Source organism: Duganella sp. GW821-FHT07G03, assembly GCF_059418605.1.
In genome coordinates this window covers 14,165-37,256 of record NZ_JBWKQE010000036.1, presented here as the reverse complement: position 1 = coordinate 37,256, position 23,092 = coordinate 14,165, and the positions used below count along the sequence as shown (strand labels likewise).

General features: G+C 66.0%; 18 protein-coding genes. 13 read left to right on the top strand and 5 right to left on the bottom strand.

The window, feature by feature from the left end; translation table 11 throughout:
* Window positions 1–715 precede the first annotated feature (715 nt).
* From AC07OK_RS29380 to AC07OK_RS29325, 12 genes are all read left to right on the top strand, one after another.
* Window positions 716–3,256: a M4 family metallopeptidase gene (locus AC07OK_RS29380; protein WP_494693589.1), complete on the top strand. Its 2,541-nt coding sequence runs from the start codon at window positions 716–718 to the stop codon at window positions 3,254–3,256.
* Between the two features lie 106 nt (window positions 3,257–3,362).
* Complete coding sequence (locus AC07OK_RS29375) at window positions 3,363–4,565, top strand: type II secretion system F family protein (RefSeq protein WP_494693588.1); 1,203 nt, start codon at window positions 3,363–3,365, stop codon at window positions 4,563–4,565.
* A 32-nt stretch (window positions 4,566–4,597) separates the two neighbouring features.
* Window positions 4,598–6,253, top strand: a complete 1,656-nt coding sequence (locus AC07OK_RS29370; protein WP_494693599.1) for a GspE/PulE family protein — start codon at window positions 4,598–4,600, stop codon at window positions 6,251–6,253.
* Complete coding sequence (locus tag AC07OK_RS29365; protein ID WP_494693587.1) at window positions 6,240–7,175, top strand: hypothetical protein; 936 nt, start codon at window positions 6,240–6,242, stop codon at window positions 7,173–7,175. The genes AC07OK_RS29370 and AC07OK_RS29365 overlap by 14 nt, the downstream gene beginning before the upstream one ends.
* Complete coding sequence (locus tag AC07OK_RS29360; RefSeq protein ID WP_494693586.1) at window positions 7,172–7,732, top strand: hypothetical protein; 561 nt, start codon at window positions 7,172–7,174, stop codon at window positions 7,730–7,732. The genes AC07OK_RS29365 and AC07OK_RS29360 overlap by 4 nt, the downstream gene beginning before the upstream one ends.
* Window positions 7,720–8,316, top strand: coding sequence for a hypothetical protein (locus tag AC07OK_RS29355; RefSeq protein WP_494693585.1), 597 nt, complete (start codon window positions 7,720–7,722; stop codon window positions 8,314–8,316). The genes AC07OK_RS29360 and AC07OK_RS29355 overlap by 13 nt, the downstream gene beginning before the upstream one ends.
* The gene (locus AC07OK_RS29350; protein ID WP_494693584.1) at window positions 8,313–8,849 is read left to right on the top strand and encodes a hypothetical protein; all 537 of its coding nucleotides are present in this window, start codon (window positions 8,313–8,315) and stop codon (window positions 8,847–8,849) included. Before AC07OK_RS29355 ends, AC07OK_RS29350 begins: the two co-directional genes overlap by 4 nt.
* The gene (locus AC07OK_RS29345) at window positions 8,846–10,786 is read left to right on the top strand and encodes a secretin GspD/PilQ domain-containing protein (RefSeq protein ID WP_494693583.1); all 1,941 of its coding nucleotides are present in this window, start codon (window positions 8,846–8,848) and stop codon (window positions 10,784–10,786) included. Before AC07OK_RS29350 ends, AC07OK_RS29345 begins: the two co-directional genes overlap by 4 nt.
* A 2-nt stretch (window positions 10,787–10,788) precedes the next feature.
* The gene (locus tag AC07OK_RS29340) at window positions 10,789–11,289 is read left to right on the top strand and encodes a type II secretion system protein (RefSeq protein WP_494693582.1); all 501 of its coding nucleotides are present in this window, start codon (window positions 10,789–10,791) and stop codon (window positions 11,287–11,289) included.
* A 4-nt stretch (window positions 11,290–11,293) separates the two neighbouring features.
* The gene (locus tag AC07OK_RS29335; protein WP_445230235.1) at window positions 11,294–11,668 is read left to right on the top strand and encodes a type II secretion system protein; all 375 of its coding nucleotides are present in this window, start codon (window positions 11,294–11,296) and stop codon (window positions 11,666–11,668) included.
* Window positions 11,643–12,146: a type II secretion system protein gene (locus AC07OK_RS29330; RefSeq protein WP_494693598.1), complete on the top strand. Its 504-nt coding sequence runs from the start codon at window positions 11,643–11,645 to the stop codon at window positions 12,144–12,146. The genes AC07OK_RS29335 and AC07OK_RS29330 overlap by 26 nt, the downstream gene beginning before the upstream one ends.
* A 128-nt stretch (window positions 12,147–12,274) precedes the next feature.
* Window positions 12,275–14,803 carry a M4 family metallopeptidase gene (locus AC07OK_RS29325; RefSeq protein WP_494693581.1) on the top strand — a complete coding sequence of 843 codons (2,529 nt, stop codon included), beginning with the start codon at window positions 12,275–12,277 and terminating at the stop codon, window positions 14,801–14,803.
* On the opposite strand, the gene AC07OK_RS29320 is transcribed toward AC07OK_RS29325, so the two are convergent.
* On the bottom strand, window positions 14,804–16,432 hold the full coding sequence (locus AC07OK_RS29320) for a CehA/McbA family metallohydrolase domain-containing protein (RefSeq protein WP_494693580.1): 1,629 nt from the start codon (window positions 16,430–16,432) through the stop codon (window positions 14,804–14,806). It abuts the gene before it with no gap.
* 154 nt (window positions 16,433–16,586) lie between these two features.
* On the opposite strand from AC07OK_RS29320, the gene AC07OK_RS29315 reads away from it, so the two are divergent.
* Window positions 16,587–17,816: a M24 family metallopeptidase gene (locus tag AC07OK_RS29315; protein WP_494693579.1), complete on the top strand. Its 1,230-nt coding sequence runs from the start codon at window positions 16,587–16,589 to the stop codon at window positions 17,814–17,816.
* A 52-nt stretch (window positions 17,817–17,868) separates the two neighbouring features.
* Here the strand turns inward: AC07OK_RS29315 and paaZ are convergent, their stop codons facing one another.
* The 4 genes from paaZ to paaK are packed head-to-tail and all read right to left on the bottom strand — an operon-like array spanning window position 17,869 to window position 23,086.
* Window positions 17,869–19,914: a phenylacetic acid degradation bifunctional protein PaaZ gene (gene paaZ / locus AC07OK_RS29310; RefSeq protein ID WP_494693578.1), complete on the bottom strand. Its 2,046-nt coding sequence runs from the start codon at window positions 19,912–19,914 to the stop codon at window positions 17,869–17,871.
* A gap of 17 nt (window positions 19,915–19,931) precedes the next feature.
* Window positions 19,932–20,543, bottom strand: coding sequence for a phenylacetic acid degradation protein PaaY (paaY, locus tag AC07OK_RS29305; RefSeq protein ID WP_332852900.1), 612 nt, complete (start codon window positions 20,541–20,543; stop codon window positions 19,932–19,934).
* A 17-nt stretch (window positions 20,544–20,560) separates the two neighbouring features.
* Complete coding sequence (gene pcaF / locus AC07OK_RS29300; RefSeq protein WP_494693577.1) at window positions 20,561–21,766, bottom strand: 3-oxoadipyl-CoA thiolase; 1,206 nt, start codon at window positions 21,764–21,766, stop codon at window positions 20,561–20,563.
* Between the two features lie 9 nt (window positions 21,767–21,775).
* Window positions 21,776–23,086, bottom strand: coding sequence for a phenylacetate--CoA ligase PaaK (paaK, locus tag AC07OK_RS29295; RefSeq protein WP_494693576.1), 1,311 nt, complete (start codon window positions 23,084–23,086; stop codon window positions 21,776–21,778).
* Between the last annotated feature and the right edge of the window lie 6 nt (window positions 23,087–23,092).

Genomic DNA, 23,092 nt, shown 5'->3' with positions numbered 1-23,092 from the left:
AGGCGCTGCGCCAGGCGGCGCGCCTTGGTAGGCGTCCGCGCGGCGACGCAATCCCGCTGCCGGCGCCTCGGGTGGAGGCGCAGCGGCAGTCAAGGTGCGGCAAGCGGTGATGATTGGAGGGCGATGCTAGGCCGGTGGCGGCGCCGTTGTGTGGGCGGCGCGCAGTGCGCGGGCGGAACTGACGTTATGCGTTGGGTGTGCGGTCATTATTTTCTTCCTGTGGTTCCCGTTGCGCTTGTTACCAAGGGTCGTGCCCTGCGCTTTTTATATGCCAGTCACGAACCATAATCCGAGCTGGCATCAACTAGTTTAATTCGCAATATTAGAACTCTGCAACTACGATTTGCTGAAAATTTGGGCATTGTGTTGCGTAGCCACCGAAAATAGAGGGTCCCCCCTAGTTCGTTGTTGATATAAGACAAACCTGGCCTATCGTGCGCATTCATGCGGCTTACATCTGGTATGGAGACCTCCGCCGGCGCGGTTTGCCGCTCGCCGGAGTGTCTAATTTCGGACATTTTTTTGTTCCGCGACTAATTTTCCAAGTTTTTTGACTTCGTCATCTCGACAGGAATAGTGTCGCCCCTACTCGCCGTTTTAGCCGCAAAAAAACGCTGTCAGGCCAACCGCCGACGCAGCGTCGGGAACGCCGAGTTGGCCACTATCCCGGCCAAGGCCGCACCTAGCGAAAACACATAGACCCCATGGAGAAGAGATGAATTTACGTAAGACCCTACTTGCTGCATCCATTGTCGCCGCACTGCCGATGATGGCCTCCAACGCAGCCCAAGCGGCGGCACAGCTGATGTCCGCGCCAGTGGCCCAGGCCTCTCCACAAGAGAGCGCCGGCCTGGTGGCCAAGCTGTCCGCGTTGGACAACCAGCGCGGCCTGTCCGCCGACCATAGCTTCCGCATCGCCAGCCAGCACCCCGGCGTCGTCGGCGAGAAGATCACCCGCGCCAACCACACCTTCAAGGGCCTGCGCGTATTCGGCTCGGAATCGGTGGTGGTGACCAACAGCGCCGGCGACATCATCAGCGAATCGGTGGCCGACCGCCGCACCGCGCTGAGCGCCCCCGCCGCCTCGGGCGGCGGCCGTTCCGCCACCGTCGCCCCGGCCGACTGGAATCCGACGCTGAGCGCCACCGACGCCATCGCGCTGGTGGTCAAGGCCGTCGCGCCAAGCGGTACGCACCGCTGGGAGCCAAGCGCCGAGCTGCTGATTTACCCGGTCATGAAATCGGTGCGCGTGGCCTCGGCCCTGAACAAGTCCGAAGCAGCCCTCAACGCGATGGACCTGGAAGAAGTAGTCGACCACTATGAGCTGGCCTACTACGTGAAGACCCGCATGGCCGACAAGGGCAAGCCGGTGTACTTCGACACCATGGTCAACGCCAAGACCGGCGCCGTGATCACCCAATGGAAAGCGCTGCAGACCGTGGTCGGCACCGGCAACAGCCAGTACAACGGCGTGGTGCCTATCCAGACCACGCTGTCGGGCAGCACCTACAAAATGCTGGATTCCACGCGCGGCACCGGCGGCACCTACGGCGGCATGGCGATCACCGACGCCGCCCACAGCTCGGCCAACAATCCGAACGCCGGCAGCATCTACACCAACACCACCAACACCTGGGGCGACGGCAAGCAGTACGTCAACGGCGGCAGCGACACCAACGCCAACGGCCAGACCGCCGCGGTCAACGCGCTGTGGGGCCTGATGAACACCTACGACGGTCTGAAAAATGTGCTGGGCTGGCAGTCGCTGGACGGTAACAACACCGCCACCTACATCGCCGCCCACGTCGACAACTCCTACGACAACGCCTTCTACGACGACGGTTGCAAGTGCATGTACATCGGCGACGGCTCCAGCTTCTACAGCCTCGGTTCGATCGACGTGATCGGCCACGAGATGTCGCACGGCGTCACCGCCTCGACCTCCAATCTGAACTACTCCGGCGAATCGGGCGGCTTGAACGAATCGAACTCGGACATCGGCGGCGAGATGATCGAAGCCTACGCCCGCAACGGCGGCACCGGCAGCGTGATCCCGGCCACCGGCAACGACTGGATGATGGGCAAGGAGATCAGCAAATCCGGCCAGCCGCTGCGCTGGATGTACAAGCCTAGCAAGGACGGCGGCAGCCCGGACGCCTGGAGCAGCACGATCTCCAACCTCGACGTCCACTACTCCAGCGGCCCTAACAACCGCATGTTCTACTTCCTGTCGCAAGGCTCGAACTCCAGCTCGACCAGCGACTACTACTCGAAATACCTGGTCAAGAGCCCGGCCGCGATGACCGGCATCGGCAACGACAAGGCGTTCCGCATCTGGTTCAAGGCCAACACCACCAAGTTCACCTCCACGACCAACTACGCCGACGCCCGCAACAAGGTGCTGGCCGCAGCGACCGAGCTGTATGGCGCGGGCTCGAAAGAAGCCATCGCCGTGCAGCGCGCCTACGCGGCGATCAACGTCGGCGCCGACATCGACGAAACCGGCGCCACCGGCGGCGTGTCGATCACGACCCAGCCGTCCAACGTCAGCGTCGCTGCCGGCTCCACCGCCTCGTTCAGCGTGGGCGCGTCCGGCGGCACTTCGCCGTACAGCTACAAGTGGTACCGCAACGGCGCCGTCATCAGCGGCGCCACCTCGGCCACCTACTCGCTGACGGCGCAGACGGCCGACAACGGCGCGGTGTTCAACGCCGTGGTCAGCGACTCGTCGTCGCCGGTCAAGACCGCCACCTCGGGCAACGCCACGCTGACCGTCGGCACCACCGGCGGCACCACCGAGCGCGTGACCAACGGCGGCTTCGAGTCCGGCGCCACCGGCTGGGCCGGCACCACCGGCGTGATCGGCAACTACAGCGGCCAGACCGCCTATGAAGGCACGCAGTTCGCCTGGCTGGGTGGTAACGGCACCACCGCGTCGGAAACCATCACCCAGGCGGTGACGATTCCTTCGACCGTGACCTCGGCCACGCTGACCTTCGCGCTGCACATCGACACCGATGAAACGGGCAGCACCGCCTACGACAAGCTGGTGGTGACCGTGAAGAACAGCGCCGGTTCGGTGCTGGGCACCCTGGCCACGTATTCGAACGTGAATGCGGCCAGCGGCTACCAGGTCCGCACCTTCAACATGAGCGCGTACAAAGGCCAGACCGTCACGCTGTCGTTCGCCATGACGGAAGACTCGTCGCTGCAAACGTCGTTCGTGGTGGACAAGGTCAGCCTGATCACCCAGTAAGTGTGATACGCAGCCCCGCCTGACCCGACGGGGCTGTTTTTGCCGGGGCGGCAGTCGACCGCCGCCCCGTTTTTTTCAGCTGAGTGTTTAAGGCAGTACGCATGCAATGCAGTACCATCTCCAAGTGCAGGGTGGGCCATCCGGCCCGCAAACCATAGCGATCGACGCCGCCAGCGAGGCGGAAGCGATCCGGCAGGCGGCGCGCAACGGCTGGCGCGTGCTGGCCATCGGCAGTACCGAATCCACTGGTGCGGGGGCGCGCGCGCCCGCGCGCCTGAGCAAGCAGCCCTTCCCGCTGCTGCAATTCAGCCAGGAGCTACTGGCCCTGCTGGAAGCGGGCCTGAACCTGAGCGAAGCCACCGCCACCTTGCTCAACAAGGAAACCCGCGGCGGCGCGCGCGCCACGCTGGCCGCGATCCAGCGCTCGCTGCAACAGGGGAAAAGCTTCTCCGACACCCTGGCCGACTTCCCGGCCGTCTTCCCCGACCTGTATGTCGCCACCGTGCACGCGGCCGAGCGATCCGGCAATCTGCCGGAGGCGCTGGCGCGCTTCGTCGGCTACCAGCTGCAGTTCGACGCCATCCGCAAGAAGCTGGTCTCGGCCGCCATCTATCCCACCATGCTGCTGGTGGTGGGCACGCTGGTCACCTTGTTTTTGATGGGCTACGTGGTGCCGAAGTTCAGCGTGGTGTACGAAAGCTCGGGCCGCGAAATCCCGTGGGCCTCGCAGATGCTGCTGTCGTTCGGCCAGACGCTGGCCGCGCATCCCTGGCTGAGCGCCAGCGCGCTGGGCGGCGTGGTGCTGGGCGTGGTGTTCGGCCTCGGTAACGCCGCCATGCGCCAGAAGCTGGTGCTGGCCGTGCTGCGGCTGCCGGTGCTGTCGGCCAAGGCCGCCGAATTCCGCCTGGCGCGCTTCTACCGCGCGCTGTCGCTGCTGCTGCACGCCGGCATACCGCTGTCGAAGGCGCTGGCGATGACCAACGCCATGCTGCTGCCGGAGCAGCAGCTGCAGCTGGTGCAGACGCGCCGCGCGGTGGAACAGGGGCTGCCGTTTTCCACCGCGCTGGAACAGAACGCGCTGGCCACGCCGGTGGCGCAGTCGCTGCTCAAGGTCGGCGAGAACACCGGCCGCCTGGGCGACATGCTGGAACGCTCGGCCAAGTTCCACGACGAGGAATTCGCCCGCTGGGTGGACTGGGCCTCGCGCCTGCTGGAACCCGTCCTGATGACGCTGATCGGCGTGGTGATCGGCGGTGTAGTCGTATTGATGTACATGCCGATCTTCGAATTGGCGGGGAGTCTGTCTTGAACGCACGCGAACCGGCTGTCCTCAGCCCCGAGATGCTGCATGGCGCTCGCGCCGCGGCGATGGCGCAAGGCCGCCCGACCATGGCGCTGCTGCAGGAAACCTGCGGCCTGACGCCGGAAGAACTGACCCGCCAGCTGGCCAAGCTGTTCTGCTATCCGGCCTGGCCGATGAGCAAACTGCAGGCGGCGCTGCCGGCCTTCGACCTGCTGTCCTACACCGACTGCGCGCAGCGCGACTGCGTGCTGCTGCGCGACGCCGACAACACCGGCGCGGCGCCGGTGCTGGTCATCGGCAATCCGTTCGCCGAGGACACCTTGCAGTGGGCCGACTACGCCATCGGCTGCGCCTACAGCGTGGCGCTCGCGCATCCCGACGACCTGACCGTCTACCTGGTGCAGCAGGAGAGCGTGCAGCAGGCCATGCAGGACATGATGGAGGACGGCAGCCACGGCGAGCTGGCGGACCTGGACCAGACCATCGAGGACATCTCGCTGATACGCATCAGCGAAGACAGCAGCCCGGTGGTCAAGCTGGTCAACTCCACCATCTACGACGCGCTCAAGTTCCAGGCCAGCGACATCCACCTCGAATGCGACGCCGCCAGCCTGGTGATCAAGTACCGCGTCGACGGTGTGCTGGTGCAGGCCGGCACGGTGCAGGGCCTGCAGATGGCGGAGCAGATCATCTCTCGCATCAAGGTGCTGGCGGAGCTGGACATCGCCGAGCGCCGCGTGCCGCAGGACGGCCGCTTCAAGGTGCGCGTCAAGGGCAGCGAGATCGACTTCCGCGTCTCCATCATGCCCAACATCTTCGGCGAGGATGCGGTGCTGCGCCTGCTGGACCGGCGCGCGCTGACCGAGGCCGCCGCCGCGCTGCGGCTGGAAAGCCTGGGCCTGAACGACGACGCCATCGTGCAGATCCGCCGCCTGGCCGCCAAGCCGCACGGCATGCTGCTGGTGACCGGGCCGACCGGTTCCGGCAAGACCACCACGCTGTACGCCGCCATCACCGAGATCAACACGGGCCGCGACAAGATCGTCACCATCGAAGACCCGGTGGAATACCGGCTGCCGCGCGTGCTGCAGATTCCCGTCAACGAGAAGAAGGGCCTGACCTTCGCGCGCGGGCTGCGCTCCATCCTGCGCCACGACCCGGACAAGATCATGATCGGCGAGATCCGCGACGACGAAACCGCGCAGATCGCGGTGCAGGCTTCGCTGACCGGCCACCTGGTGTTCACCACCGTCCACGCCAACAATGTGTTCGACGTGGTCGGCCGCTTCCTGCACATGGGCGTGGATCCGTACAGCTTCGCGGCGGCGCTGAACGGCATCGTCGCCCAGCGGCTGCTGCGCCTGAACTGCGAGCACTGCGCGGTGGACGTGGCGCCCGCCCCGCAGGACCTGATCGACAGCGGCCTGGCCGCCGACGCCGTGCATGACTGGCGCTTCAAGGCCGGCGGCGGCTGCGGCCATTGCCGCGGCACCGGCTACAAGGGCCGCAAGGCCGTGGCCGAGGTGCTGATACTGAACGACGCCATGCGCGAGATGATCTGCACCCGCGCACCGGTCAGCCGCATGAAGGAAGAAGCCGCGACCATGGGCTTCCGGCTGGCGCGCAGCGCCGGGCTGGATCTGGTGCGGCTGGGCGAAACGACTTTACTGGAGCTCAATCGTGTCACTTATTGAACGTCTTGCCGGGTTGGCGCCGCTGGCTATGCTGGCGCAGCGCCGCCTGCGCGTGCTGCTCGCGCCGCAGCAGCTGTTGTGCGTGGTCCGCCAAGGCGGCCGGCTGGTGGACGGCAGCGCGCAGCACATCGCGGTCGACGGCGCCGGCGGCCACTGGCAGGCCGGCATCGACGCGCTGCGCGCGCTGCTGCAGCAGCCGGACATCGCGGCGGCCAGGCTGCCGCTGGAGATCAGCCTGTCCGGCCGCTGGAGCCAGCTGGTGCTGGCGCCGTGGAGCGATGCGCTGCTGTCCGAGCCAGCGGCCAGCCGCTTCCTGCAAACGCAGCTGGCGGCCCTGTACGGCGACAGCGCGCGCGGCTGGAGCGTGGTCGGCGACGATGCGCCTTACGGCCACACACGCCTGATCTGCGGCGTCGACAGCACGCTGCTGCAAGCCCTGAAGGAGGTCGCCGCCGAATGCGGCCACGCCTGCCGCGTGATCGAGCCGCTGCTGGGCACCGCGCTGCGCGCGCTGGAAGCATCGCAACCAAGACGGCTGCGCAAAGGTAAGGCCGCCACCACCGACGCGCTGGCGTTGATCGAACCTGGCCGCATCACGATGGCGGCGCTGCGCGACCACCGCATCGTCGCCATCCAATCGCAGCCGGCCAGCGAGGCATGGCGGCTCGAATTGCCGCAAGCGTGGCAGCGCTGGACCTTGCGCGCGCCGGAACTGGCCGGCATCGAGCAGGTGGCCGTCACGGACCTGAGCGCGCTGCCTACCGCGGTTGCGGCCACACCGTCCGCCGCCGCGCTGCATCTGGTACCCAGCGCGTCATCCTCGCGTTTCCACCTGAGCGCCAATCCGTTCGGCGCTCCCGCCGCCGTCGCCGTGGCCGCGACCCGGCAGGCGCCTGCGACTTCGCCGGAGGTGGCGGCATGACGCACCTGAACTTCCTGCCACGCGCCACGCAGCCCACCGGCTGGCGCCTTGCCGTGCTGGCGGTCGGCCTGCTGATGCTGCTGCCCGCTGCCGGCAACTGGATCTCGCAACTGCAAACCGTCAAACGGCTGGAGGCGCGGCTGGACGCGCAATCGGCCGCCACGCAACCAACGCGTTTGACGCGCCCCGCGCTGGCGCCGGCGCAGCAGCACGAAATGGATCTGCAGGTAAAAGCGGTGGCCGAAGCGGTCCGCCAGCTCAACCTGCCGGTCACGCGGCTGATCAAGGCCATCGTCGCGCCGGCCGATGTACGGGTGGCGCTGCTGGCACTGGACCTCAGCGGCCAGCCGCCGCAGGACGGCGCCGACACCGCCGCCCCTTCCGGCGCGCTGAAGATCGCCGCCGAAGCGGAAACCGCGCAAGACATGATCAACTACCTGGCCTTCCTCAACCAGCAGCCGATGTTCCGCTCCGTGTACCTGGTCAAACACGAGATGGCGGCCGGCGCCGGTGATCGGCCCTATCACTTTCAGCTGGAGGCCCAATGGCGGCAATGAAATCCGGCGCGCTGCCCAAGCTGAAGCTCGCGCCCAACCTCGCACCCAGGCTGGCGTGGCAAGCTAGCCGCCTGCTGCGCCAGGCCGGTCCCGGCGCGGTGGCGGGCATCGCCTGCGCGCTGCTGGCCGTGCTGGCGCAATGGCACGCGACCCAACTCGACCAGCGCCAGGCCGCGTTGACGCGCCAGCTCAACGCGGCCGCGCGCGCCGCCGCCATGCCGCATACGCCGGCGCCGACGGCCGCTGGCGGCGTGGCCGCCTTCTACGCCTATCTGCCCGCGCACGACGCCATTCCCGACCAGCTCAAGGAACTGGTGAAGGTGGCGCAGCAAAGCGGCATCGCATTGAACAAGGCGGAGTACAAACCTGAGCTGGACGCCAAGGCCGGCTTCCTGCGCTACCGCATCACGCTGCCGGTCAAGGCGGATTATGCGAGCGTGCAGACCTTCATCATCGGCGCGCTGCAAGCGCTGCCGACGCTGACGCTCGATTCGGTCGCCTTCAAGCGCGAGCAGATCGAATCCGGCGAGATCGAAGCGCGCATCCAGTTCGTGCTGCTGGTGCGGCAGGAGGCGCGGCGATGAGAAAGATCGTGATCGGCGCAGCCGCCGTCGCCACGCTGCTGGCCGCATGGTTCGCGCCCGACCAGGACGGCGGCGTGGTCGGCCCCGCAGCCGCCACCACGCGCGAAGCCGCGCCGGCGCCCGTGGCTGCCGCCGCGCCCCCGGCCAACGCAGCGCCACCAGCCGACGGCATCGACTTGCAAATCCACCCACGCGTCGCCGACGACGAGATGGGCAACGTCTTCGCCAAGCAAAGCTGGACGCCGGAGACGCCGAAGAAGATCATGATGGACCAGGCGCAGGCCCAACAAACGGCGCAACAGGCCAGCGTGCCCGCCGGCCCGCCAGCCCTGCCCTTCCAGTTCATGGGCCGCTTCACGGATGAAGGCAAGACCGCCTACTTCCTGCAAATCGACGGCCAGAACGTCGTCGCCCGCCCCGGCGAAAAAGTCAACGACAACTACCTGCTCGACAGCGTCAGCGACAATACGATGAACTTCATCTACCTGCCGCTCAATCAGAAACAAACCTTAGTCGTAGGGGACACCAATTGAAATCGACCGCCCACCGCCTGCACATCCTCGCCGTCACGTTGTTGCTGAGCGCCTGCGCCGGCAGCCAGACCTTCAAGGAAGGCAACGCCCTGCTGGACGCAGGCCAGATCGACCAGGGCCTGGCCAAGCTGGAACAGGCCGCGCGCGACGACCCGCACAACGCCGAGTACCGCATCGTGTTGCTGAACCGCCGGCTCAAGCTGGTCAACGCCATGAACGGCCAGGGCGACATGCTGCGCGCGAAAGGCATGCCCGCCGAAGCCGGCGCGATGTACGACCGCGCACTGGCGCTGGATCCGTCCAACCAGGTGGCGCGCCAGGGCAAGGCGGCGCTGGATCAGGACCAACGCCAGCAGAAGGTGACGGGCGATGTGGAGGCACTGGTCCAGCGCGGCGGCGACGCCAATCTGGCGCAGGCGCAGGAACTACTGCGCCCGCTGCTGGTGGAACGTCCCAGCCAGCGCGACCTGCTGCGCCTCAAGACCCTCGTCAGCGACGCCCAGACCCGCCTGCGCCCCGCCAGCGGACGGCTGGCCATGGCCTACCGCAAACCGGTGACACTGGAGTTTCGCGACGCGCCGCTGCGCGCCGTGTTCGATTTCATCAGCAAGGTATCGGGCCTGAACTTCGTGTTCGACCGCGACGTGGATCCCAACCTGCGCGCCACCATCTCGGTACGCGATACCAGCATCGAGGAAGCCATCGGCATGCTGCTGAGCGCCAACCAGCTGGAACAGAGCATCACCGGCGAGCGCTCCATCACCATCTACCCCAACAACCCGCAGAAGCAGAAGGACTACCAGCAGCTACTGGTGCGCAGTTTCTTCCTGGCGAACTCCGACGTGAAGACGGTGGCGTTCTCGCTCAAGACACTGCTCAAGGCGCGCGACATCGTCACCGATGAACGCATCGGCAGCATCATCATGCGCGACACGCCGGAAATGATACGCATGGCCGAACGCATCATCGCCGTGCAGGACGTGGCTGATCCCGAAGTGATGCTGGAAGTGGAAGTGCTGGAAGTGAAGCGCTCGCGCATCCAGGAGCTCGGTGTGCGCTGGCCCGACACCGTCGGCCTGACGCTGCTGGGCAGCGGCCAATACGGCGCGCTGAACGTGGGTGACCTGCGCAAGATCACCGGCAGCACCATCGGCCTGGGCTTCGGCACCGTCACCATCAACGCCAACAAGAACGACACCGACAGCAATATCCTGGCCAATCCGCGCATCCGCGTGCGCAACAAGGACAAGGCCAAGGTGCTGATCGGCGACCGCGTGCCGGTGATTACCGTCACCACCAACAACGGCGTCAGCTCGGACAGCGTGAACTACGTGGACGTGGGCCTGAAGCTGGACGTGGAGCCCAACGTCTACCTGGACGACGAGGTGGCGATCAAGATCAACCTGGAGGTCAGCAGCGTGGTCAAGGAGATCGTCAGCAAATCCGGCACCCAGGCCTACCAGATCGGCACCCGCAGCGCCGCCACCGTGCTGCGCCTGAAGGACGGCGAGACGCAGGTGCTGGCTGGCCTGATCAGCGACGAGGACCGCACCACAGCCAACAAGGTACCCGGCGTCGGCGACCTGCCGGTGCTGAGCCGTTTGTTCGGCACCCAGAAGGACGATTCCACCCGCAGCGAGATCGTGCTGTCGATTACGCCGCGCGTACTGCGCTCCATCCGCCGGCCGGAATTGTCGGCGGCGGAGTTCAATTCCGGCACCGAATCCGATATCGGCGGCCGCAGCCAGATAGGCAGCACGCTGGCTTCCGTGCCCGATACGGCGGCGGACATGGCGCCCACGCCGCGCGAAACCGCGCCGGCCCTGGCGCCGGCCGGCAGCTCTGGCATGACCGGCGGCGATACGCCGCCAACGCCGCCAGCCAAACCGGAACCGATCAACCCCGTACCCCACACGCCGCCGAAGAAGGGCCAATAGCCATGCCGCGCAAGGATCAAGGTGGCTTCACATTCATCGAGTTGATGATTACGCTGTCCATCCTCGCCACGCTGGCGATGGTGGCGGCGCCGATGGCGCAGGTGGCGCTGCAGCGCGAAAAAGAGCACCAGCTGCGCGCCGCGTTGATCGAGATCCGCGAAGCCATCGACGCCTACAAGCGCGCCGCCGACAATGGCCGCATCAAACTGGCGATGGGCGAATCCGGCTATCCGAAAAAGCTGGAGGACCTGGTCGCCGGCGTGCCGGACCAGCGCAGTCCGCGCAAGCAGAATATGTACTTCCTGCGCCGCATACCGCGCGATCCGTTCGCGCCTGCCGACGGCAACGGCAACGGCTTCGCCAGCAGCGCCGCCGGCGGCGGCTGGGCCGTTCGTTCCTACGCCTCGCCGCCGGACAATCCTGCCGAAGGCGAGGACGTATTCGACATCAGCTCCCGCTCCACCATCATGGGACTGAACGGCGTCCCCCTCAAACAATGGTGACGCCATGAAGCGCAACAAGGGATTCACATTGGTCGAACTGCTGGTGGTGCTGGCGATCATTTCCCTGCTGCTCACCATCGCGCTGCCGCGCTACTTCAGCTCCGTCGACAAATCGAAGGAAGTGGCGCTGCGGGAGAACCTGCAAGTGCTCCGCAGCGGCATCGACAAATACTACGCCGACCGCGGCGAGTACCCTGCGGCGCTGGCGGACCTGGTCGCGCAGCGCTACTTCCGCAAGGTGCCGCTGGACCCGGTGACGGAATCCGCCACCACCTGGCAGCTGCTGCCATCGGCCGACGCCGACAAGCCCGGCGTGGCCGACATCCGCAGCGGCGCCAAAGGAAAAACCCGTGATGGCATTCCGTTCGAACAGCTTTAGGCGGCAAGGCGGCTTCGCCTATCTGTGGACGCTGATGCTGGTGGCCTTCATGGGCGTCGGCCTGACCATCGCCGCCGACCTGTATGCGACCGCCATGCGGCGCGACAAGGAGCGCGAGCTGCTGTCCATCGGCCACGAGTTCCGCCACGCGCTGGAGGCCTACAACAAGGCCAATGGCGCCGGCCAGTATCCGCTGACGCTGGAGGAGCTGCTGAAGGACCCGCGCTTCCCCAACGCCAAGCGCCATCTGCGCCGGCTGTACAACGACCCGATCACCGGCAAGCCCGATTGGGCGCTGGTGCTGCAACAGGGCCGCATCGTCGGCATCCGCTCGACTTCCACCAAACGGCCCATCAAGCAGGACAACTTCGACGACGACGACGCCGGCCTGGCGAAAAAACCGCGCTACGCCGACTGGATATTCGCCTATCCCTATGACCTGTTCATCGTGCCGCAGAATGCGGAAGCCAAACGCTGACTCGTTGCGAATTTGTTGATATGGGACAGAACCCCCAAGCCATCCAAGATCTAGCGTGATTCATCCGCCACGCGGAATCGGCGACATCATTCGATGCCAGCTGGAATGGTCGAACTTGGGAGGATGAGATGATCCTGCGTACACGCCTGCTACCCGCCACCACCGCCGTCGCCGCTGCGACCGCGCTGCTGGCCGCCACCGCGACGCTCGCGGCAGACCAACTGATGGCCCCTCCGGTCAACACGCTCACGCCGCAGGACAGCTCCGGCCTGGTCGCGCAACTGGCGGCGATGGACGCCGCGCGCGGCGTCCCGCCCGACCTGAGCTTCCGCATCAGCAGCCTGCATCCCGGCGTGGTCGGACAAAAGATCGTCCGCGCCCAGCACACCTACAAAGGCTTGCGGGTGTTCGGTTCGGAGTCGGTGGTGGTCACCAACGCCGCCGGCCAGATCGTCAGCGTCTCGAGCGCCGACCGGCGCGGCCGGCTGGCCACCGGCCTGGCGCCGGCCTCCATCAGCGACATGGTGCCCACGCTGAGCGCCAACGACGCCATTACCGTGGCGGCCAACTCCATCGCCCCGCGCGGCACCAATCGCTGGCCGCCCAGCGCCGAGCTGCTGATCTACCCGGTCATGAAAACGGTGCGTCTGCCGTCGGCGCTGAACAAGCCGGAGTCCGAGCTCAATGCGCTCGACGTGGAAGAGGTGGTGGACAGCTACCAGCTGGCCTACTACGTCAAGCTGCGCATGGCGGAAGACGGCAAACCAATCTACTACGACACCGTCGTCGACGCCAAGACCGGCGCCATCATCGCACAGTGGCAGGCGCTGAAAACGGTGGTCGGCACCGGCAACAGCCAATACAACGGCGTGGTGCCGATCAATACCACGCTGTCCGGCGCCAGCTATCAGATGCTGGACGACTCGCGCGGCGTCGGCGGGAAATTCGGCGGCATGGCGATCACCAACGCCGATCACAGCTCGGCCAACAATCCCGATCCCGGCAGCATCTACACCAACAGCAGCAACACCTGGGGCGACGGCAAGCAGTACATCAACGGCGGCAGCACCACCAATGCCAACGGCCAGACCGCCGCCGTCAACGCCTTGTGGGGCCTGATGAACACCTACGACGCCAACAAGAACGCGCTGGGCTGGCATTCGCTGGACGGGAACAACACCGCCACCTACATCGCCGCCCACGTCGATACGTCCTACGACAACGCCTTCTACGACGACAGCTGCAAATGCATGTACATCGGCGACGGCAACAGCTTCTACAGCCTGGGCTCCATCGACGTGATCGGCCACGAGATGTCGCACGGCGTGACCGCGTCGACCTCGGACCTGACCTACTCCGGCGAATCGGGCGGCTTGAACGAATCGAACTCCGACATCGGCGGTGAAATGGTGGAAGCCTACGCGCGCGCGGGCGGCACCGGCGCCGTGATACCGGCCACCGGCAACGATTGGATGATGGGCAAGGAGATCAGCAAGACCGGCCAGCCGCTGCGCTGGATGTACAAGCCGAGCAAGGACGGCCAAAGTCCCGACGCATGGAGCAGCACCATCAAATACCTGGACGTGCACTACTCCAGCGGACCGAATAACCGCATGTACTACTTCCTCTCGCAGGGCTCCAGCAGCGATCCCGCGTCCGACTACTACAGCAAATACCTGGTGAAGAGCCCCGCCGCGATGACGGGCGTGGGCAACGACAAGGCCTACCGGATCTGGTTCAAGGCGAACACCACCAAGTTCACCTCGTCGACCAACTACGCCGACGCGCGCGCCAAGGTGCTCGCTTCCGCGCAGGAGCTGTACGGCGCCGGATCGAAAGAGGCCATCGCCGTGCAGCGCGCCTACGCGGCGATCAACGTCGGCGCCGACGTCGACGAAGGCGGCACGTCCGGCGGCGATGTCTCGATCACCACGCAGCCGGCCAGCGTGACCGTGGCGCCCGGTGCGACCGCGTCATTCAGCGTGGGCGCCAGCGGCGGCACGCCGCCCTATGCCTACAAATGGTACCGCAATGGCGCCGAGATCGCCGGCGCGGCGGCGGCCAGCTACTCGCTGACGGCGCAGATCGCCGACAACGGCGCGATGTTCAACGCGGTCGTCAGCGACGCCGCATCGCCACCCAGGAGCGCCACCTCGGCCAAGGCGACACTGACCGTCGCCGCCGGCGGTGGCGGCACCGAGCGCGTGACCAACGGCGGCTTTGAAAACGGCACCACGGGATGGCACGGCAGCACCGGCGTGATCGGCAGCTTCGCCGACCAGCCGGCGTACGAAGGCACGCGCTACGCCTGGTTGGGCGGCAACGGCTTCTACGCGATCGAAGTGCTGACCCAGTCCGTGACGATACCGTCGAACGCCACGTCGGCGATGTTGACCTTCGCACTGCATATCGACACCGATGAAACCAAGCCCACGGTTTACGACCGGCTGGTCGTCACCGTGCGGAGCAGCACGGGGGCCGTGCTGCGCACGCTGGCCACCTGGTCCAACCTCGACGCCGCCGACGGCTACCAGATTCGCAGCTACGACCTGGCCGCCTTCAAGGGCCAGACGGTGACGCTGTCGTTCGCCATGCGGGAGGACCGCTCCAAGCAGACCTCCTTCGTGCTCGACAAAGTCAGCCTGATAACGAAGTAATCAGCGCAGGCTGACGAACACCGGGTTCGAGTAGAACCACAGGCTGCGGTAGTTACGGTCGTTGATGTCGTTGAAGCGCGCGGTGTTGTCGGTGGTGCCGGTGCGCTGGTCAGCCAGCGGTTCGCCATCCTGGGTCAAGCCGGCGACATCGGCGCCAAGGTTGGTGCCGCGCAGACGGTAGTACTGGTTCTTGCTGGCGGTGGTCTCGTAGCTGATGCTGAAGTAGCCGTCCGCATCCACCTTCCAGTCCGCGCTGTTGAAGCGCTTCACCACGCGCGTGCTGGCGTTGGTGGCCACGCTGTAGGCCGCGCTGCCCGGCGTGGCTTTGGCCGTAACGTCGCCGACGATCAGGTCGACGTGGTCGACCACCGGCTTGACGTTGGCGGCGGTGCCGCTGTCGACCGGCTTCTCGTAGTTGTTTTTGGCCGGCGACTTGAAGCGGATCGTGATCGTCACCTTGTCGCCGCTGACCACCTTCAGTTCCCCGCCCATCTCCTTGCGGTCATCCTTGCTGGCCAGGTTGAAGTCCAGCGCGTTGATCAGGTCCCCGTAGGACGAGAACATTTTTCCGGAGCGCAGACCTTGCAGCAGGTCCTTGGCGGCCGGCTTGCCCTGGGCGCTGTTGAAGACGTAGTTCTTCGCGTACTCGCCGGGGAAGTAGCCGCTGCTGCTGTTGCCGACGATTTTGAAGTGGGTGTCCGAATCGGTCAGGTTCCAGATGCGGCGACCTTCGCCCAGCAGCGCATCCCACGTGCCGCCGACCTTGGCCACGATGTAGTCCACGCCGCCGTAGGCGCGCAGCGGCGCGTTCTCCGGCGTGTAGGCGGCCGTGTAGCCGCCGCGGTCCGGCTCCATCTGGTTGCCAACCATGCCTTCGATGGCGAACATGATGTTCGGCGCGAGGTCGTTGAAGCGGCGGAAGTCGTCGATGGTGTAGCTGCCCTTGTTGCGCGACGGGTGATTGACCACGGCGTAGCTGGTGTCCGGGTAGTTGTCCTTCAACCAGCTGATGGCCTTCAGCGCGTCGTCGGCGGTGGCGTTGTAGCGGGTGGTTCCGTACTTGGCCTTCCATGCGGCGACATCGGCCGCATCGAACAGCGCCGCGTCACGGGTGGTGAACAGGTACTCGAATTCCTTCATGCCCTTGGTGCTGGAGGCCAGCTTGTCGCTGCCCTCGAACAGGCCGATGCCGATGTGGTCATGCGTCGGCATGTCCCACTCGAAGCCGGAGAAGATCAACTTGTCGGCGTAGGTGCCGGCCGCTTGCAAGGCCTGCACGCGCGGGATCTCATAGCGCTCGACGCCGAGCGACAGCGGAATCGCCGCCGGCAGCGGCGCGCCCTTTTCGTCGCGCGACGACAGGCGCAGGTGGTTGCTGACCGCCATCCAGTCCAGGCCATAGGTGGTGAAGGCCTTGCCCAGCACCTTGTCCAGCGTCTGGCTGATGTCCGTATCGGGCGACTGCGTGGTGTGGGTGTGCAGGTCGCCGGCGATCCAGCGGCCGCTCGGAATCGGCGGCACGACGACGGCTGCGGCTTGGTCGCCGCCGCATGCGACGGCGCTCAGCAGGATGACTATGGCGGTCGGAATCAGCAATTGGCGTGGACGAAAATGGGAGGCAAGCGACATGATGGTGAGTCCTGAAAGTGGATGCGGAATTCGGCACACTAGCATTGGCGTATTACCTGTCTGTGACTTGGCGACGGGGGCAAAACTGTTATGATCGTCGGCTGGCGCAGACACAGATCCGCGCAGTCACGCAAATCAATTCAGGGATATAAAAATGACTATTGGCGGAAAAACCATGGAAGAGGCCTTGGCCTCGCTGTCCGACATGACCGCAGGCGCGGTCCCCATCGGCAAGGACGAGCACCTCCAGCGCCTGGCACGCGCGCAGGCTTACATGCGCGACCAGGGCATCGCGGCGATCTACGTCAACGCCGGTTCCAACATGACCTACTTCACCGGCACCAAGTGGCACGCCAGCGAGCGCATGGTCGGCGCCATTCTGCCGGCCAGCGGCGCGGTGGAGTACATCGCCCCCGCTTTCGAAGAGAGCACGCTGAAGGACTTCATGCTGGTCGAGGGGAACGTCAATACGTGGCACGAGCATGAGAGCCCGTACCAGCTGTTCGTCGACACGCTCAAGCGCATGGGCATCGCGCCAGCGGCTGCGGGCGGCGTTGCGCCGCGCGTCGGCATCTGCGAGAGCGCGGCTTTCTTCATCTACGACGGCATCCGTCCGCTGGCCGATGGCTACGCATTGGAAAACGCCGGCAAGGTCACGGCCCACTGCCGCACCCGCAAGTCCGCCAACGAGATCGCGCTGATGCAGCGCGCCAAGGACATGACCTTGGCCGTGCACGTGGCCACCGCCAGCATGCTGCGCGAGGGGATCACCACCGTTGAAGTGGAAGAGTTCATCAACCGCGCGCACCGCAAGGTCGGCGCCTCCGGTTCCTACTTCGTGATCGTGCTGTTCGGCGAGGCGACCGCCTATCCGCATGGTGTGAGCTATGTGCAAACGTTGCAACCGGGCGACACTGTGCTGATCGATACAGGCTGCAAACTGCACAACTACATTTCCGACATCACGCGCACCTATGTGTACGGCGAAATCAGCGCGCGTCAGCGTTCGGTGTGGAACAGCGAAAAGGCGGCGCAGGTGGCGGCCTTCAACGCGGCGCAGCTGGGCGTGCCGTGCGAGCAGGTGGACATGGCCGCGCGCCGTTCGCTGGAGGCGGACGGTTTCGGTCCCGGCTACAAGCTGCCAGGCCTGCCGCACCGCACCGGCCACGGCATCGGCCTCGATATCCACGAATGGCCGTATCTGGTCGGCGGCGACAAGACGCCGCTGGACGTGGGCATGTGCTTCTCGAACGAGCCGATGATCTGCATCCCCGGCGAATTCGGCGTACGCCACGAGGACCATTTCTACATGACGGAGAACGGTCCGAAGTGGTTCACCGAACCGGCCCACAGCATCGACGATCCGTTCGGACTGCGCAAGTAACACCTCGCACTCCGCCGCGCCGGGACTATCTTGTCCCGGCGCGGTTACTACTTTAGCTGTGTTTCATCACCAATGTCAGGATGTCGTAGCTGGCCACCAGTTCGTCGTTCTGGTTGGTCACTTGCACGTCCCACGCGACCACGCCCTGGCCGACGCCTTTGTCGTCGGTGCGGTTGCGGTCCACTTTGCGCTTGCAGGTCAGGCGCGCGCGGATGGTGTCGCCGATGGCCACCGGCGTGATGAAGCGCAGGTTGTCCAGGCCGTAGTTGGCCAGCACCGGACCAGGCGCCGGCGACACGAACAGGCCGGCGGCGGCCGACAGCACGAAGTAGCCGTGCGCGATGCGCTTGCCGAACTGCGTGTCCCTGGCGGCGATGTCGTCGAAGTGCATGTAGAAGTAGTCGCCGGAGACGCCGCCGAAGTTGACGATGTCCGCCTCGGTCACGGTGCGGCGGTGCGTCAGCAGCGAATCGCCCATCTTCAGGTCTTCGAAGTAGCGGCGGAACGGATGGACTTCGCTCTCCTGCACTTTAGCGCCGCGCACGTATTCGCCGGTGACGGCGGCCAGCATGGTCGGCGAGCCTTGCACCGCGGCGCGTTGCAGGAAGTGGCGCACGGCGCGGATGCCGCCCAGCTCTTCACCACCGCCGGCGCGGCCAGGGCCGCCGTGCTTCAGTTGCGGCAGCGGCGAACCGTGGCCGGTCGAGTCGACCGACGCTTCGCGTTCCAGGATCAGCACACGACCGTGCGAGGCGGCAGCCATCGGCACGGCGTAGGCAGCGGTGGCCGGATCCTTGGTCACCAGCGTGGAGACCAGCGAGCCCTTGCCGCGCGCGGCCAGCGCCAGCGCCTCGTCGATGCCGTTGTAGCTGATGATGGTGCTGACCGGGCCGAAGGCCTCGATATCGTGCACCGCGTCGTTGCGCATGCCGTCGCGGCACAGCAGCAGCGTCGGCGAGAAGAAGGAGCCGTTGGCGACGCCGTCGCCGATCAACTTGAAGCCGTCGCGTTCACTGAACAGCACCTCGTTGCCGCGCGCGAGCAGCTCGACGCGCTCGGCGACGTCGCGCTGCTGCTCCTTGGATGCCAGGGCGCCCATGCGCACACCCTCCACCGACGGATCACCGATGCTGACCTTGGCCAGGCGCTCGCGCAGGCGCGTACCGACCGCGTCCACCATATTTTCCGGCACGATGATGCGGCGGATGGCGGTACATTTCTGGCCGGCCTTGCCGGTCATCTCGCGCGCCACTTCCTTGACGAACAGGTCGAACTCGACGTCGTCCGGCGTGACGTCCGGCGCCAGGATGGCGCAGTTGAGCGAATCCGCTTCGGCGGTGAACGGCACCGAGTTGGCGATCAGGTTGCGGTTGGTGCGCAGCTTGGCGGCGGTATCGGCCGAGCCGGTGAAGGTGACGACGTCGGCGCCGCCCAGGCGGTCCAGCAGGTCGCCGGTGCTGCCGATAACCAGTTGCAGCGCGCCTTCCGGCAGCAGGCCGGAATCGTTCATCATGCGCACCAGGGCTTCGGTCAGGTAGCTGGTGGCGGAGGCAGGTTTGCCGATGCACGGCATGGCGGCCAGGAAGCTGGGCGCGAACTTCTCCAGCAGGCCCCAGATCGGGAAGTTGAAGGCGTTGATGTGCACCGCCAGGCCGCCGCGCGGCACCAGGATGTGGGTGCCGGAGAAGCCGCCGTTCTTACCCAGCGCCATGGCCGGGCCTTCATGCAGCACGTTCGACGACGGCAGCTCGCGGCTGCCCATGCTGGCGTAGGCGAACAGCGTGCCGGTGCCGCCTTCGATGTCGACCCAGCTGTCGGCGCGGGTGGCGCCGGTCAGGTGCGAGATCGCGTACAGCTCTTCCTTGCGGCTGGCCAGGTACAGCGCCAATGCCTTCAGGCGCGCGGCGCGCTGCTGGAAATCCATCTTCATCAACGCCGGCACGCCGGTCTTGCGGGCGTAGGTGACGGCTTCGTCGAAGTCGATCTTCTCGGCGTGGGTGTGGTAGATCAGCGCGTTGTTCAAGGCGCTGTGCAGCGGTGCAGACGCTTCGGCGCCGATCCATCGGCCGCCGATCCAGCTTTGCAGGGTTGATGCCATGTTTAACTCTCCGTTGATTATGCTTGGGCGTTTTTGTGCAGGTGCAGCGGCAGCGAGCTTTCCCACTCGACGCGCTTGCGGTCCGGTTCCACTTCGGTCAGCGCTTCCACTTCGCGCATGGTGTTCATGGAGCGCACCGCCAGTTCCTGGTACTGGCCGGTGCCCTCGGTCTTCCATTTAATCTCGTCGTCGCGCAGTTCGCGCGCCACCTTGGCCGGCGTGCCGACCACCAGGCTGCGCGGCGGCACCTGCATGCCGGCGCGGACGAAGCTCATGGCGGCGACGATGCTGTCGGCGCCGATGATGGCGTTGTCCATTACCACGCTGTTCATGCCAACCAGCGCGTTGCGGCCGATGCGGCAGCCGTGCAGCACGGCGCCGTGGCCGATATGGCCGTCGCGCTCGACCACCGTGTCAGCACCGGGGAAACCGTGCATGACGCAGGTGTCCTGGAGGTTGGCGCCCTCCTCCAGGATCAGGCGACCGAAGTCGCCGCGCAGCGCGGCCAGCGGGCCTACGTAGCAGCGCGGGCCGACGATGACGTCGCCGATCAGTACCGCGCTGGGATGCACGTAGGCGGTCGGGTGGACCACCGGCGTGACGCCGTTGATTTCGTAGACTTTGACCATGACGGCGCTCCTGCGCTTTACACGCGTTCGATGACGAGGGCGATGCCCTGCCCAACGCCGATGCACATGGTGCACAGCGCGTAGCGGCCGCCGGTGCGTTCCAGCTGGTTCAGCGCCGCCAGGACCAGCCGCGCGCCGGATGCGCCCAGCGGATGGCCGATGGCGATGGCGCCGCCGTTCGGGTTGACATGTGCCGCGTCGTCGGCCAGGCCGAGATCGCGCGTGACGGCCAGGCCCTGCGCGGCAAAGGCTTCGTTCAATTCGATGACGTCCATCTGTTCGATGGTCAGGCCGACCTGCGCCAGCACCTTCTTCGACGCCGGCGATGGACCGAAGCCCATGATGCGCGGCGCCAGGCCGGCGGTCGCCATGCCCAGCACGCGGGCGCGCTTGCGCAGGCCGTACTGCTCGGCGGCGGCGGCCGACGCCAGCAGGATCGCGCAGGCGCCGTCGTTGACGCCCGAGGCGTTACCGGCCGTGACGCTGCCATCCGGCTTGACCACGCCTTTCAGTTTGGCCAGCATCTCCACCGTGGTGTCCGGACGCGGATGCTCGTCGGTGTCGACGATCTTCGGATCGCCTTTTTTCTGTACTAGCGTGACCGGTACGATTTCATCCTTGAACACGCCGGCCGCATGGGCGGCGGCCCAGCGCTGCTGGCTGCGCACCGCGAACGCGTCCTGGTCGGCGCGACTGATACCGAATTCCTGGGCGACGTTTTCGGCCGTCTCCGGCATGCTGTCGATGCCGTACTTGGCCTTCATCAGCGGATTGACGAAGCGCCAGCCGATGGTGGTGTCTTCGATCTTGGCGGCGCGCGAGAAGGCGCTGTCTGCCTTGCCCATGACGAAAGGCGCGCGCGTCATGCTTTCGACGCCGCCGGCAATCACCAGCTGCGCTTCGCCGGCCTTGATGGAACGCGCGGCGATGCCGACCGCGTCCAGGCTGGAGCCGCACAAGCGGTTGATGGTGTTGGCGGGGACATCGACCGGCAAGCCGGCCAGCAGCGCGGCCATGCGGCCGACGTTGCGGTTGTCTTCACCGGCGCCGTTGGCGCAGCCGTAGTAGACGTCATCGACCTTGGACCAGTCCACGCCGGGATTGCGGGCGATCAGCGCGGCGATGGGCAGCGCGGCCAGGTCGTCGGCGCGCACGCCGCCGAGGGCGCCGCCGTAGCGGCCGAATGGGGTGCGGATGGCGTCACAAATAAAAGCGTCGTTCACGGAATCTCCTTAAGTTTTTGGGCGCTGGTCGACCACGCGGCGGGCCTTGCCCGTTAATGTGCGCTCGATGCCGTTGGGGGCCAGCAGGCGCACCTTGGTGGTGACGCCGACATAGGTTTTGATGTGGTGTTCAAGCTCGCGCGTCAGCGCTTCGACTTCACTATCGGCGACGCCGGGCCGCAGCTCGGCCAGCACGTCCAGTTTGTCGAGGTGGCCGTCGCGACTGATCACCAGCTGGTATTGCGGCGCCAGTTTCGGCATCTTGAGTATTAGTTCTTCGATCTGCGACGGGAACACGTTCACACCGCGGATGATCAGCATGTCGTCCGAGCGGCCGGTGATCTTGCCGATGCGGCGCATCGAGCGCGAAGTGGCCGGCAGCAGTCGCGTGAGGTCGCGCGTGCGGTAGCGGACGATGGGCAGCGCTTCCTTGCTCAGCGAGGTGAATACCAGCTCGCCCTCCTCGCCGTCCGGCAGCACCTCGCCGGTTTCGGGATCGATGATCTCGGGGTAGAAATGGTCTTCCCAGATCACCGGTCCGTCCTTGCTCTCGATACACTCGCTGGCGACGCCAGGGCCCATCACTTCGGACAGGCCGTAGATGTCCACCGCGTCGATGCCGGCGCGTTGTTCGATCTCGCCGCGCATGGCGTCGGTCCACGGCTCGGCGCCGAAGATGCCGACCTTGAGCGAGCTGGCGGCGGGGTCAAGGCCCTGCCGCTGGAATTCCTCGATGATGTTCAACATGTACGACGGCGTGACCATGATGATGGACGGCTTGAAGTCCTGGATCAGCTGCACCTGCTTTTCGGTCTGGCCGCCGGACATCGGGATCACCGTGCAGCCCAGTCGTTCAGCGCCGTAGTGCGCACCCAGGCCGCCGGTGAACAGGCCGTAGCCGTAGGAGATATGCACCATGTCGCCGCGACGGCCGCCGGCGGCGCGGATCGAACGCGCCACCACGTTGGCCCAGGTGTCGATGTCGTTCTGGGTGTAGCCGACCACGGTCGGCTTGCCGGTGGTGCCGCTGGAGGCGTGCACGCGCACTACCTGCTCCTGCGGCACGGCGAACATGCCGAACGGGTAGTTGTCGCGCAGTTCTTTCTTGCCGGTGAAGGGGAACTTGGCCAGGTCGGCCAGTGTGTGCAGGTCGTCGGGATGGACACCGGCGGCGTCGAACGCGGCGCGGTAATGCGCGACGTTGTCGTAGGCGTGCTTGAGCGACCACTTCATGCGCTCCAGTTGCAGCGCTTGCAGCTCGTCCTTGCTGGCGCGTTCGATCGGCTCCAGATCGGACGGCGCGGGTGTGCGTTGAACCATCGGTGT